The sequence below is a fragment of the Methylobacterium sp. CM6247 genome, from assembly GCF_054817925.1.
Window position 1 is genome coordinate 1,432,583 of the sequence record NZ_JBTXKX010000003.1, and the last position, 12,828, is coordinate 1,445,410.

The following is a 12,828-nucleotide window of genomic DNA, read 5'->3' on the forward strand; positions in this document are numbered from 1 at the left end:
GACTGGCCTAAGGCTTGGCCGTACAGACTAAAATAGCCTTGGTTTCAAAAAAACCGGACTGAGACGGTCGCAGCGACGCGTAAGGGCTGGGCGGTTACCCGGAACTTTTCCCAGCGGGTCGAGGACCTTCCCACGATGGAGCAGGTAGTAGCGGCGCATGCAACCCGGCTTGGTGAAAAGCTCCGCCGTGAACGGCTCGGCACAGATCATGTGACAGTGTTTTTCCATACCTCGGAGCATGACACCGGGAACCCGCAGCGATCTGCCTCGACCGTTGTAACCCTTCCCGAAGCGACGTCCGATACCCTGGTGCTGATCAAGGCGGCGACAGCAGGCGCGCGACGGATCTGGAAGACAGGCTACCGATATTCAAAGGCAGGGGTCATCACCGTCGATCTTGTGCCCCTGGCGGCCTCACAGCGGGCGCTGTTCGACGGTCTCGATTGCGAGCGGGGTTCGGCGCTGATGGACGCTCTCGACGCCTGCAACCGGCGCTGGGGGCGCGGGGCGGTTGTGCCCGGCACAGCCGGCTTCGGGGCGCAGCGAACGTGGTCCACGAGATTTGATATGCGGTCGCCGCGCTACACCACCCGAATCGCCGACATCCCCGTTATCGGGGCCGCATAGGGTAACCAAGCGGACTTCACCCTGACCTTCCGCCGCCTGTGCGACGCGGCCGAGCGGCCGGAGGCGGACGCCGGGGTGCGCGACCTGTTCGTCGACCCAACCGCGTACGACGCCTGGGCCGTGCGCTGGCGGGAGAAGTTGACCGAGGCGGGACGGAACCCCGCAGCGACGGCGTCAGCGATGCGCGCCGTCAACCCGGCCTTTATCCCGCGCAACCACCACGTCGAGGCGATGATCGCGGCAGCGGTCGAGCAAGGCGACTTCAGCCCGTTCGAAGAGCTGTTGGCGGTGCTGTCGCGGCCCTACGACGACCAGCCCGCCCACGCCCGCTACGCCGAGGCGCCTGAGAGCGGCGGGGCGGACTACCGCACGTTCTGCGGCACGTGAACGCGCGCGTCGGCGTCCGCGTCACTGGAGATCGTCATTCGGCCCCTTGATTCGGAAACCAGTTCCCGTGGAAGCCCGGCGGGATCCGGTGCCCGAGGCGGACCGTGGCAACGGGCGGCGCCTCAAACGCGTGCGCGTCGAGGATGGTGAAGTCCGTCGTGTCGCTTACCGTGTCGATGACGAGCCCGACGAGCCACCCCTCGTCCTCGCCGGTCTCCGGCCCCGCCGGCACGAACACGAACTCCCCCGGGACACGGTCGGCGCCGAACTCGTGCACGAGCCGCTCACCCGTCGCCAGGTCGTGCTTGTAGATCTGCGTCGCCCCGACGAGCTGCGTGTTGCCGTCGGCGGGGACCGAGCCCGTGTAGACGTAGCGGTGGGGCCGCCCGAAGCGGCGCTCGTCGATCCGGGGGAACTCCTGCGCCGCGGGGTCAATCACCCGCCGGTCGACCCGCCCCGTGGCGGGGTCGGCAGTCCAGCGCTCCATTCGGCCCGGCGAGTCGAGGCCGCCACCGGCCGAGGCGAACACCCGCTCGTAGGCGACGACGTCGAGGACCACCCGCCCGTCCGCGTCGTCGTAGGCATTGGCCACGTGGAAGACGAAGCACGGCTCGACCGCGCACCACACGATGTCGGCGGCCGTGCCGTGCCGGGGGAGCAGGCCGACGCGGGCGCGGTGGGCGGGGTTCCAACGGAACGGGAAGCGGTGGCCGGCCAGCACCGCCCTCATCGAGAAGGTGACGGGCAGGTCCAGCACGACGGCGAAACGCGCTGTGATCGCGCAATCGTGGATGCAGGGGCCGTGCTCGACCGGGATCGACACGTCGCGCACGACCCGGCCCGCAGGCGAGACGACGACGTGGCGCACGCTGTCCCAGACCCGGCCGTCATAGGCGATCGCGTGGATCTCGCCGGTCTCCGGGTCGCGGTGCGGGTGCCCGCTGAAGGAGCCGGCGAGCGTGCCGTTGAACCGATCGTAGCGCTGCGTCTCCAGGTCCTCGGATAGCGCGACGGGGTAGCTGCCGGCCTCGACCACTGCGAAGGCGCGGCCGCCGATCTCGACGACGTTGGTGTTGACGGTGTCATCGCCCCGGCGTGGTCCAGGGGCGGCGGGCCGGCCGAGCGCTGCGGACGCAGCGCGCGAGCCGATCCAGCGGTTGCGGTACCACAAGGCCTTGCCGCCTTCGATGCAGAGGCCGTGCACCATGCCGTCACCCAGGAACCAGTCGTGGCCGCGCGTCGTCGGGCTGGCGGGGTTGGCGCCCATCTTGAGGTAGCGCCCGTCAAGCCCCGCCGGAATCGTCCCGGTCACGGGCAGGTCCTGCAGCGTCAGCTCCTCGCGCATCGGCGCGTGGACGCCAACAACGAACGGGTGCGGCGTCCCCGGCAGGCGTAGCCGGTTGAGGGCCGCCACCAGCGCGACGAGACCCTCGGCGGCGGCACGCAGGCTTGATTCGACAGGGTTCGGCATCGGACGCGATCTCGGTGCGGTGCGGGGGAGCGAGGGCCATCGTGACGCGGGGCGTCCCCGGTTTTTAGGGTGGGCTGCAGGAATTCTGATCCTGCAGCCCGACTTTTCGTGAAGTACCGATCGCGCTAGTAGATTTCGCGCTTCCGGCAGAGGGACGCCATGACCTCCTGCACATCGGCGCTTGCCTTGAGCCGGTTGGTACGGAACATGGCGCCCATGGTGTAGGACATCACCTCGTACAGCAGGATGCGAGGCTGTCCTTCCCATTCGGTGAACATCCGCTTCAAGTGAATGCGAACGTGCTCTCTCGCATCGCGCAAACGGACTTCCCTCGCATCGAAATCTTTCAATCGGGCTTTCATCTGTAGATTCCTATAAGACTGCTTATAAGAAAGCGCCTGCGCCTTCTTGGTAGCGACGTCGCTATCCAATGATCCTTTACCTGGCGGACTAAGAAGCGGTGCCAGTGTCTGACATCTGTGAGATGTCCGGATGGCTTGGCAGAGTTGGGCGACCAGCAGCACATTTCCTCGTCCGCAGGAACGGTAGGTAACTGTGGCAGATCACCGGGCGGTCAGGCTGTTGCGGCGCTTCCGGCGAGTTCCGGCAGGCGCGCGACGGTTGCACCGTCTAGGATGCCAACGCGATCGCCGAGGTAGCGGAAGAACGAGACGCCGAGCTTGGCGCAGGTCTTCATTACGCCGAGCATGACGTCGCGGGCTGTGCGGCCGGCCTCGCTCATAGTGCCGCCGGAGATCTTGCGCTTGGTCACGCAGGCGCGGATGTCGTTTTCCGAGCCGTTGGTGTGGAGCGGGGTTTCCGGCCGTTACAAAACGCGCAGAAGCGCGGCCTTGTGCCCGTGCAGGCGGGCGAGGAGCCGGTCGAGCATCACCGCGCCGGTGGTGCGTCTGAAGATCCGGTCGAAGCGAGCGCGCAGGGCGCGCGCTCGTTTGGGACAAGGCGCGTGGAGCCAGGCCTTGAGGTTGTCGTAGAACCACCAGATCAGGGTGCGGGTGACCGCGATGGCCCTGCGCTGGGTGGCGGTCGTTGGGATCAGCGCGTGGACGAGGCGTTCGGCGTGGACCCAGCACAGCAGGTGTGTGCCGACCGGGAACTGATCGGCCCCGTCCGACACGATCACCGTGTCGGGCAGCAGGCCGTGATGACGGATCGCGCCCCAGAGTGCGCCCTCGGTGGCGATCCGCACCGGATCGGGGGTGACGGCCCGCGCATCGAAGCCCAGGGCGATCAAATGCGCATTCCAGGCCGCGGCATCGGCGAAAACCTTGACCGGATGAGCAGCGAGCGCCGCCAGGAAAGGGCTGGCGAGCGCGCGGGTGGCCGCCCGCCATTCGGACGCACCCGCGCCGGTGGCAGCAGCGGCGCGATCACCGCCCAGAGATCGTCGGGAACGAGGAACTTCGTCATGCCCTACCAACTCGCCAAACGCCGGTTTCGTTAGGCGCTCTTAAGTAGGCAGCATCAGCCTCATCCAGCACGGCTCTTTGGCTTTGACGAAATGGGAGCTGACGAACGATTGAGATTGCAGCCGTTGCGTTTGGTCTCAATGCGGCTCTGCCATTCGATCGATCCGTCACCTGTCAGGTTGAATGGACCGCAGAGTACGAGTGCCGAGACGACAGGCAGAGCGGGATGGAGCTTGACGGTTTTGAGTGCCTGGGGCCCGAAGACGGGCCCCAGGGTATCTCATACGACGGCGAGGGAATTAGAACTCGATGCTTTCACCGCCGCGGCGAAGGCGACGTGCCAAACGCTCGAGGTAGATCGCGATGTCGTTTTCGGACTCGACTTCGAAAACGAGGCGGCCCGCCACCGACTCGACCAGCACCTTCAGCGTTTCCTCCGCGGATGAGGAAGTCTCGTGCTTCTTGACGATCCCAGCACACAGCTTCCGGACATCGGTACGAACGCGCTGCCGACTGTCAGCCCACGCAAAACCCTCTTCGATGTTGCTCATAACAAACCTCATTGATCGGGGAGCACATGATTGCGCACCCGCTGATCTTTACGCGAGGCTTTGAGCCAGTTCGGATTTCGTGATTTTCGATTGCTGCGGAGGCGAAATCACAGGGTGGCAGCGATATGCTGTATACCTACCCCCACCCTGCCCCCCACGTTCAAATAGGCCCCAGCAGCCCCGCATCACCATCAGAGCCTAGCCCCGCTGCCCCACAGCCGAGCCAGGCCTTTTTTCGTGATGTCACTGCAGATGCCGCCTACCGCAGCAAAACCAGTCGGTCGTGCACTCGCCTAAAGCCACGCAGGATCAACCGTTCGGTTGGCCGAAGGCCGAGCAACCACGTGTCGTGCTCCAGCGCGGCTTGCCGGTTCACCGGTCGCTTGTCGCGATCCTGTGTGCCGCGCGAGCCAACAATGGCGATGCGCTCCGCCGGCTCCCGCTTGACGCAATAGCTCAAGAGGTTCGCAAGATCGGTCACGGGCTTCACCACCACTGGACGCGCGCCTGCGGGAAGGTCGCCGGCCGGCATGAGCGCCGCGCTCAGTTCGGCCTGGGGGCACCGTGTCGCGACCACAAAGTGCGTGTGCGGCCCCCAGTATGACGCGCCGTCACGTTCGATCTCCAAGCTGACCTCGCAGCCGCCGAAGGCATGCGTGGGGCCCCAGGCCTCTTCGACCCGCCGGAGGCGTCTACGAAGGCCCTGTTGCATTCCGTCGAGCGACAGGGTCGCCAGTTCGCCGAGCGGCGTCGCGTATCGCGGGTCATATGTGGTGGCGAACCACAGCGGCAACCCAGTTTCCTCCAGCAAGTCATGCGCCTGCGCGACCAGTCTGAGGACCGCCGCGCGTTCGCCGAACCAGCATGCCGAGGAGCACACCCGGTTCGGGCAGCCACGCCCCTCGCAGGACTCCAGCCGCCGCCAACGTCGCCGCGGAACATCCCCCCGCTGGAAGCCGGCGAGCATCTTCGTTTGCTTCAGCTGAAGCGTTTCCGCGCTCGGCAGGTAGCGAACTCCCTTGCCTCCGAGTTCGGCCAACAATTCGGGCGACAGATCGTAGGGCAGGGGGTGGTTCATCGGGCGCCCCCCTGATCGCTCGTGCTGTTCCGCAGGCAGCCCTGTTCCCACGCGACGACATCGCAGAGGCGATACCGCACGAGGCGACCTAGCTTGAGATAGGGAATGCCGTCGCCGGCGACGCGCTGGTTGCGCAGGGTTTTGACGGAACGCCCCTGCCGCTCGGCGACGGCGTGCTCGTCGAGCAGGTGATCGAGAACCGAGTTCGTGTGCTTGTCGTCGTTCATAACGCAACGCTCCTCGTGCTGTTACGACGAGCCTTTACGGAAGGTGCGAAAGCGCCCCGCCGAACGGGATGCAGGTGGCCTCCGAGCGCCAACTCAGCGGTGGAACTCAGTCATTTCGTCTGTTATACAGACGAAGATACACGATTGAGGTTCGGGAGGACGTCGAATGGCTGCGCAGGCGCGAAATGGAAAAGTGAAACCAGGGAAACGGACTTTTCCGAACGGGAAGGGTGCACCTCGACCCGCAGTGAAGCCCCGGCCAAAGCCGGTCAGCTTTATGTCCGATGAAAACGTCCTGCCCGGCATCGATGTGCCCGACGGCATCGCAAAGGATGCGAGTGAATTTTTAAGGCGGTCAAACGCCAACCCAGAGCGTGCGGCGGATAACCATAACGAGCTTATCGGATGGCTTGCAGAACGCATGACGCGTGTCAGCAAAGAAAATCGTGATCATCACTACAAAACCATCGCTGAAGCCTATGCCGTTTATGCCGCAATGGGTCAGACCAGTTCATTGCGCTCAGCTATCGTTTCAGCAGCAAAAGTCCAGGGGATTACGGTCAATAGACGAAAGACGATCCTTCGTCTTCTCGTCGAGTTGCATATCAGCTACACTACTGACACAGATCCAAGAAGTTTGAGGCAGGCGAATAAAACTTATAGTCGTGATGTAATGGCAATCGAAAGCCTTATACGGCAAGGCACCCCACCAAGTGACGTGCTCCGTCTCAGTCGGGAGCCGAAGCAAGGCCTTGATTACTGGGTGCGAATGAGCTCGCCCGCTAACAAGCCACGAGAAGAAAAGCCTGCCCCCGATGAAGTGAAAAGCAATGAAACCAAGGAGTGCGAATCGGACAAGGAAGATAAGGCGGACAATTCTCAGCAAGAACATCACTCCAATGATCAACACCGAACTTTTATTGAACGACATCTACAGGAAGAGCCGCGCTATTTAAATCGACTCGTCTGGGAAATGGTAACTCCGAAGGGCAAAACGCAATTGACTTATGTCAATATAGGATCTGAGTTCAACGATGAACTACAAGCGTTGTTCGAAAGATATCGCCAATCGAATAAGATACTGTCTCGCTAGGCACTGAAATTGGCCGACCTATCATTATGGAATCATCGAGCCTTGCAAATGTCGCCCGAGGGAGCCCTCGGTTATGCAGGACGGCTATTGGTTGCCCGACGAAGTGCGGCCTCGGACGTAGCCCCGGCTGCCGCCGCGTCCACTTCATCCCCTGGGTTGCCACGTTCCGCTGGCACCCGATCGCAAGGCAATGGACGCCACCTTGTTCGTGTTACGCACAGGGTGCCTGTTGAATGCCCGGATCGTCACCGGGCTCTGCACCTCGTCCTCGGCCCATTGCCGGTTCCAGGACTGAACGAAGGCCAAGGTGTTCGAGATGTTCTGGTGGTAGGCTTTGCTGACCTACAACGACTTGCTTGGCATCACTGGACGTGGTTGTCCCTGGACGGCGTCATAAGCAAGCCGCCGCTCGGTGAGGAAAAAACGACCCCCAACTCGACCGACTGCGGCAAGCGTGGGGTCGAGCGTTTAGGTGCTTCCTGACGGGCACGGCGTGCTGATCTGTGTCTTTATCGGGAGCGCCACAATGAACGACCATCTCCAAAGGCCGAGCCCTTGCATGCCGCGACCGTCTCCCGGCCCAAACCGATAAGGCGGGCGCCCCAGCTCTCTTCGCCAACTATCATTCGGGTTTTGCGGTCACTGGCGTGATCAAAGACGCAATCTGGCGCCCGATAAGTTCGTTGGCTGCTCTCAGCGGATCAACAGCAAGGTGGGCATACCGCGCCGTTGTCGCCGCTTGGGTGTGGCCAAGTAGGGCGCCGATCATTGGCAGGCCTAGGCCGGCGCCGGCGCCTATCGATGCAAAGGAGTGCCGCAGGTCGTGAAGCCGGACCTCGTCCAGGCCTGCCCGCGCCCGAACCCGCTGCCACGGCTTTTCGAGATTGACGAGGTGCGCGCCCGAACGCTGGCCAATTATGACATAGGGGTTATCGAGGTCGCGCGGCACGGCGTCGAGCACCGCTAGCGCAGCCTCATTAAGGTGGATTTCCTTTGCCCCGGTTTTGCTGTCCGGCAGAGCCAAGCAGCCACGCTCGCGGTCCACGTAGTCCCAGCGCAGCGTTAGGATCTCGCCGAGCCGGGCCCCGGTCAGCAGCAACAACCGAATCGCTGCGATTGGGTGAGGGGAGACCCCGCCTTCGCTTTCAAAGGCTGCAAGGGCTTCACCCAGGCGACCGAGCTCGGCTGTTGAAAGATAACGGCGGCGCTTCTTTTCGCCGAATCGTTCGATACCCGTGCACGGATTGCTTTCGCCCCGACGCCCCGACCAGCTGAACATCTTCGAGAGCACGGCAATCAATCGATTGGCCTGGTAGGGCGTGGCTCGAAGCTTCACGTGGAGCCGGCGAACCTCCTCGTGCGTGACCTCATCGGCTCGTTTGTTGCCCAGCTGTGGCTTCACGAGCCGTTCGACGAGTCGGGCATATTCGGCGTGGGTGCTGCCCTTGTTTTTCGCTTCCACGTGCTCGCTCAGAAAAAGGTCGGTGAGTTCGGCAACGGTGGGAGCGGTGCGGGCATCAGCCTTCTTCGTTGCCGGATCCTGACCACTGGCAACCAGCCCCAGCAAGCGCTTGGCCTCACGGCGGGCTAGCTCGGCCGTCCAGGGTGACCCGTGCTTGCCAATGGTGAACCACCGCTGCCGCCCGTCGAGGCGGTACTTCAGCACGTAGACGTGGTCGCGACGCTGGCAGCGAGCCGCGAAGCCTTTCAGTTCGGCGTCCCATAGGGTTTGCCCTGGAGTAAGGGCTTCAACGGCCGCTTTCGTAAGGCGCTTTGGCTGATTCATGATTGGTCGCTAGGGGCTCAACTAGCAACCATCATAGCGTGATCGCAATGCCCCAGCAAGGTAATCCCGGGTAATCAGCTTAATGGAATCAGTAGCTTAGGGTCGTCACGGGCACCCCCAATACACTGCTACCGCAAACTCTTAATCAGCGGGTCCAAGGTTCGAACCCTTGTGCACCCACCAAATATCTCGTTGTTAAATCTAAGCTTTTTCATTTCGTTTCCAGAACAGCTAGGCTTGGTCGGGTACCTGGTCGGGCAATTTTGTTCTACCTTCGAGCTTTCTGATCGCTGTTTGGGCCAGGGTGGGATCGCGGGCAAGGTAGTGGCTGTCGATGATTGAGCGCACGTCCGTAAGAGCGTGGCCAGTGAGGGTAGCGATCTCCGCTTCAGTACATCCGGCTTGCGCAAGGCGGCTTACAGCGGTGCCTCGCAGATCGTGGAACGTCAGCCCGGAAATCCCGCAAGCCTTGCAGGCTTTCCCCCAGGATGCCCGGAAGCCGTCGCTCGTCCACTGCCGGTTGTCTGAATTGAGCAGAATGAAGGGGCTCTTGCGCGCCGTGTTATCCAGGGCGGCCTTCAGGGGGCTGCCGACAGGGACCACGATCCGAGCACCCGTCTTACTCTGCACGAGCCGAATCGCTGTGCCATCGTAAGCTGACCAAGTGAGGCGCAAGAGGTCACCCTGTCGTTGGCCAGTCCACAGAGCCATAAGAAGGGGCAGGTGAAGGTGACGGGGTGCTGCAGCAAGAAACGCCGCTTCGTCCGCATCCTGCCACACTTTATCAGCACGCCTCGCCCTATAGAGACGGCCGCCGCGCTCGCACGGATTGGCCAGGATCAGGCCACGATCTAGCGCCCACGAAAGGATGCGGGCGAGGACGCTCCAAGCGTAGTCAGCTTGTCGGCGCGAACGTATGGCCATCCGATCTCGCCACGCCATGAACTCGCCGCGCACCCGCCGATCTGCGAGGGCGCCGAGCGGGAGGTCGCCGAACTCAGTCTCGATTGCCTTCACGTACCTAATGTAATCGCGACGGGTAGAGTCCCGGAGCGACAAGAAGGCGTGACTGGCCTGGAAGCCCTGCATGATCGACAGCATCACACCCGACGCCGGTTTGCGCCGCTCTGCTACGGCGGCGTTGTAGCTTGCCATGAACTCGGGTGTGCCTGGCTGGCCCTCAATCCTGGGGCCACCCTTCCAAGCGTACCAGTAGGTCCGTTTGGTACCGTCAGCCAGAACCTTCGCCTTTGAGTTGATTCCCTTTAGCCTAACGCGCATCGCGCTTCATCCTCCATCTGTCGTACTCGGACGTAGGCACTTGCTGAACAGCCTCGCTGGAATAGACCGCGATTTTGATACCCTCGACCTCGACGCGATCAATCTGAACCCCTGCAGCCCGCGCAGCTTTTACGACGCGTGAGATGGCCGCTTGAGTTGCGATGGGGCGCCTCGTCACAGGAACATGCCCAGATACTGTGACTGACGGACACCAGAAATCTTGTAGGCCGGGAAGCGCTTCAAAAGGAGGGAGCTCCAATAGAAAGCGGTCCCAGTTTCGCTCATCATAGGCATGGTATTGTCTAACCCGCGGCTCGCCAGGCTTGAATGAACTCAAACACGCTTCCGAAGAAGCAGCATTGCTTCGACTGGCGAGGTGATGAGCGACGCTTTAGCCAGCTCTCACGACACATAGCTTGCTCAGCAGTTTCTCCGGTTTATCGGCAGATGGACGTTGCGTCAAGTGGCGCATTTTGTTAGCCATCGTTGGAGGGGCTTCACCGACGCTCAGGAGCCTCATCTCAACGGAGCAAAGAAATGAGAGATGCAAGACGGGCAGAAGCGCAACGCTGCTATATTGGTTCACTGCGGAGAGCAAACGAGGTGATTCGGCGAGCAAGCTCCGCGACCGATCTGTCAATGGCATCACTACAAGTACTGCTTCTTATCGCAGAAACTCCGGCACGACCGATCTCTTGGCTTGCACGGGAGATGCGAATGACAATATCAGGAATTCAGAGGGTGCTTCTCAATCTAAGCGCAACGGACCGGAGCGGTCGGCAGGGACCGGGGCTAATCAAGGAGGTCCCCGATCCTCTACGCGGCAATCGGAATCTGCTGTTCCTTTCTCATAAAGGCCGCTTGCTAATGGCAGATGTGCTCACGATTCTCGCAGGGCAGCGCCACAGCCAGTATGAGGTCCAAACTGCAGAGGAGTTCGTAGACCAGCATATCGCTGGGCACGAGCAGAAGAGTGAAATTCAGCTGAATGCCTACACGCCTCAGCAGGTTGCTACTGCTAAGCGGGCATTGCGACGGAAAGGTATTGAGGTCGGGTCGTACGTCATTGCGTTTCCCCTGCAGCCAGCACAATCATTACTTGAAGAGATCCGAGAATGGCTGTTTGACAACGGCGGCAGGCTCCATGAATTGGAAGATGTCGGTAAGCCGGACGGTATGGCGGTGGTCGATCTGCTTAGCCGGGATGAGCAGTTTGCCTTCGTAGTCAGGTTCCGGCTGCCGCAGCGGAGCAATGATTGATCTGTCGCGCCCGATGATTGATCGTCTTTTACTACTGAGTAGTACATGGCGGGAATATATTCAACTTTAGGCGATTTTGCAAATATTAATATTTATATTCACATTGCAGCTGACGATTCCAGTAGTGTTTCCATGTCGGCGGCAAATCCGTGCCTATTATAGTCAAGATATCTTGCTGGGATGCCTAGCTTCGGAACGAAGTATACAAAACATAGGATAGTAATATGGCTAACTTCGTCACTAAGGTTCCTCCGTTTGGCGGACTGCTAACAAAATCAGGTGCAGTATTGTTTAACATGGAGCCGAAAATAATTGATGTTACAACCATACAGCTCGCGTTAAGTGCGATGTATGATAGAGCTAAAGTTCGGAGCCTCATAGTCGAAAGAAACCGCTGTAATATTAAGGATAACATCAATAATCTTCGTGATGCAATTGATTGGTGCAAGCGAAACAATATTGCAACAACAATATCGTGTGTGGACTCGCCGCATAACAGTCAATACCATGAGCAATGCTGGCAAGCAATAGGATGGAACAAAATACAAGCAAAACAGCGGAGGCGCTATTTGCGTCATGTATCACATCAATTAAAGTTCAGTAATAACAATGACTTCCTTGCTTTCTTGCTGACCTGGCGGGATACGCGATGGTAGGTCTAACAATTTTGTCGATTTAAATCTTGAGTCCATGTTGAACCGTGTGCTCGACTGTCTGGATATCCCGCAACCTCCTCGAACAGGGCAAGAGTGCGCCGTCGCCCGCTCAATGGCCGCCGCAACGCGGATCACGAGTGCTTCCCCAAGGGCCTGCCCAACGACCTGAAGACCGATGAGCGATCCGTCGGCGGCCCTGCCGGCGCACAGGGAAAGCTTGGGTTGCCCTGTCAGGTTGAAGAGATAGGTATACTGAGACCACGCGATCGGTCCTCGCCCGGCCAGATGGGCGGGAGCATTCCATCCAACGCCCAGGCGTAAGATCGGAAGCGTGGGGGTGATCAGGACATCGACGTTATTGAACCGGAGCGCCATGCGGTCGCGGTGCGCGAGGCGTTCTGCGGTACGGGTGCCGTGTCCTTCACGATCCTGTTGCAGGGCCCGAACGAGCCGCTCGGCGACGGCGGGATCGAGGAGCTCGCGCTGGTTCAGCAGGGTGGCGCGAAGGCGGGTACCAACACCGCCTTAGAATTCGGATGACCAGATCGGTTCCGGATCCGCGCCTAGTATGTCGCCCATCTCCTCGACGCTCGCGCCCTCGTCGGCCAGGGCCAGAACGCGGGTCCGGCCGAGCCGCACGATATCTGGATAGGCTCGGGCGTATCCGAGGGCCGCGCTCCAGGCGATGCGCACCCCCTCCACGGAGGACCGCAGGGCGGCGAGGAGATTGGGCGGCGGACCGGCGATGGAGAACGGGTCGCGCGGGTCGTAAATCCGGGAACTGCGCCGACTACTGCTGGGCCTGCGCGGGCAACTGCGCGCTCGCCGGCATCGCCGGAGATCCGCCCGACATCACGGCCTGTTCGACCCGTTCAATGCGACGCCTGTGCAGAAGGACGATATGCTTGCTGGATACATGGCTGCCGATGGTTCGGAGCCGTAACCCGCCATCACTAGCGTTCCCTACGATCACTGCTGGCGGGT

15 protein-coding genes and 3 pseudogenes are annotated in these 12,828 nt (G+C 61.2%); 6 read left to right on the forward strand and 12 right to left on the reverse strand.

All coding sequences use genetic code 11. The features are described from left to right. Nucleotides 1–60: 60 nt before the first annotated feature. Nucleotides 61–627, forward strand: a pseudogene (locus tag ACYQOP_RS07540) (DinB/UmuC family translesion DNA polymerase); the annotation flags it as partial. Nucleotides 628–630: 3 nt separating this feature from the next. Then, nucleotides 631–1,014 (forward strand): annotated as a pseudogene (locus ACYQOP_RS07545) (protein adenylyltransferase SelO family protein); the annotation flags it as partial. A 34-nt stretch (nt 1,015–1,048) separates the two neighbouring features. Here ACYQOP_RS07545 and ACYQOP_RS07550 read toward each other — a convergent pair. The 8 genes and pseudogenes from ACYQOP_RS07550 to ACYQOP_RS07585 all read right to left on the reverse strand — a co-directional run bounded on the left by ACYQOP_RS07550 (nt 1,049) and on the right by ACYQOP_RS07585 (nt 5,768). After that, nucleotides 1,049–2,485: an 8'-apo-carotenoid 13,14-cleaving dioxygenase gene (locus tag ACYQOP_RS07550; protein WP_461221939.1), complete on the reverse strand. Its 1,437-nt coding sequence runs from the start codon at nt 2,483–2,485 to the stop codon at nt 1,049–1,051. A 125-nt stretch (nt 2,486–2,610) separates the two neighbouring features. Continuing rightward, nucleotides 2,611–2,847 (reverse strand): hypothetical protein, encoded by a 237-nt coding sequence (locus ACYQOP_RS07555; protein ID WP_461221940.1) that lies wholly within the window; start codon nt 2,845–2,847, stop codon nt 2,611–2,613. 212 nt (nt 2,848–3,059) lie between these two features. After that, a complete protein-coding gene (locus ACYQOP_RS07560) occupies nt 3,060–3,257 on the reverse strand; it encodes a hypothetical protein (protein ID WP_461221941.1) in 198 nt (65 codons plus the stop codon). Nucleotides 3,258–3,311: 54 nt separating this feature from the next. Next, nucleotides 3,312–3,737: a hypothetical protein gene (locus ACYQOP_RS07565; RefSeq protein ID WP_461221942.1), complete on the reverse strand. Its 426-nt coding sequence runs from the start codon at nt 3,735–3,737 to the stop codon at nt 3,312–3,314. An 80-nt stretch (nt 3,738–3,817) separates the two neighbouring features. Next, a pseudogene (locus tag ACYQOP_RS07570) lies at nt 3,818–3,913 on the reverse strand (IS5/IS1182 family transposase); the annotation flags it as partial. Nucleotides 3,914–4,211: 298 nt separating this feature from the next. Then, nucleotides 4,212–4,463 carry a hypothetical protein gene (locus tag ACYQOP_RS07575; RefSeq protein ID WP_461221943.1) on the reverse strand — a complete coding sequence of 84 codons (252 nt, stop codon included), beginning with the start codon at nt 4,461–4,463 and terminating at the stop codon, nt 4,212–4,214. A gap of 259 nt (nt 4,464–4,722) precedes the next feature. Beyond that, nucleotides 4,723–5,541, reverse strand: coding sequence for a hypothetical protein (locus ACYQOP_RS07580; protein WP_461221944.1), 819 nt, complete (start codon nt 5,539–5,541; stop codon nt 4,723–4,725). Further along, a complete protein-coding gene (locus tag ACYQOP_RS07585; RefSeq protein ID WP_461221945.1) occupies nt 5,538–5,768 on the reverse strand; it encodes a helix-turn-helix transcriptional regulator in 231 nt (76 codons plus the stop codon). The genes ACYQOP_RS07580 and ACYQOP_RS07585 overlap by 4 nt, the downstream gene beginning before the upstream one ends. A 166-nt stretch (nt 5,769–5,934) precedes the next feature. Between ACYQOP_RS07585 and ACYQOP_RS07590 the strand changes: the two genes are divergently transcribed. Next, nucleotides 5,935–6,861 (forward strand): hypothetical protein, encoded by a 927-nt coding sequence (locus ACYQOP_RS07590; RefSeq protein WP_461221946.1) that lies wholly within the window; start codon nt 5,935–5,937, stop codon nt 6,859–6,861. Between the two features lie 622 nt (nt 6,862–7,483). Here the strand turns inward: ACYQOP_RS07590 and ACYQOP_RS07595 are convergent. Then, entirely contained in the window at nt 7,484–8,647 is a 1,164-nt protein-coding gene (locus tag ACYQOP_RS07595; RefSeq protein WP_461221947.1) for a tyrosine-type recombinase/integrase, read from the reverse strand. Nucleotides 8,648–8,878: 231 nt separating this feature from the next. Then, the gene (locus ACYQOP_RS07600; protein ID WP_461221948.1) at nt 8,879–9,802 is read right to left on the reverse strand and encodes a tyrosine-type recombinase/integrase; all 924 of its coding nucleotides are present in this window, start codon (nt 9,800–9,802) and stop codon (nt 8,879–8,881) included. A gap of 993 nt (nt 9,803–10,795) precedes the next feature. Here ACYQOP_RS07600 and ACYQOP_RS07605 point away from each other — a divergent pair. Both ACYQOP_RS07605 and ACYQOP_RS07610 read left to right on the forward strand, forming a co-directional pair. Further along, nucleotides 10,796–11,188: a hypothetical protein gene (locus tag ACYQOP_RS07605; protein ID WP_461221949.1), complete on the forward strand. Its 393-nt coding sequence runs from the start codon at nt 10,796–10,798 to the stop codon at nt 11,186–11,188. Nucleotides 11,189–11,412: 224 nt separating this feature from the next. Next, nucleotides 11,413–11,844: a hypothetical protein gene (locus ACYQOP_RS07610; RefSeq protein ID WP_461225511.1), complete on the forward strand. Its 432-nt coding sequence runs from the start codon at nt 11,413–11,415 to the stop codon at nt 11,842–11,844. Here the strand turns inward: ACYQOP_RS07610 and ACYQOP_RS07615 are convergent. Continuing rightward, the gene (locus ACYQOP_RS07615) at nt 11,779–12,219 is read right to left on the reverse strand and encodes an amidase family protein (protein ID WP_461221950.1); all 441 of its coding nucleotides are present in this window, start codon (nt 12,217–12,219) and stop codon (nt 11,779–11,781) included. The genes ACYQOP_RS07610 and ACYQOP_RS07615 overlap by 66 nt on opposite strands. 9 nt (nt 12,220–12,228) lie before the next feature. On the opposite strand from ACYQOP_RS07615, the gene ACYQOP_RS07620 reads away from it, so the two are divergent. After that, on the forward strand, nt 12,229–12,384 hold the full coding sequence (locus tag ACYQOP_RS07620) for a hypothetical protein (RefSeq protein ID WP_461221951.1): 156 nt from the start codon (nt 12,229–12,231) through the stop codon (nt 12,382–12,384). On the opposite strand, the gene ACYQOP_RS07625 is transcribed toward ACYQOP_RS07620, so the two are convergent. Beyond that, nucleotides 12,370–12,546 (reverse strand): hypothetical protein, encoded by a 177-nt coding sequence (locus ACYQOP_RS07625; protein WP_461221952.1) that lies wholly within the window; start codon nt 12,544–12,546, stop codon nt 12,370–12,372. The two genes, ACYQOP_RS07620 and ACYQOP_RS07625, sit on opposite strands and share 15 nt — an antisense overlap. Between the last annotated feature and the right edge of the window lie 282 nt (nt 12,547–12,828).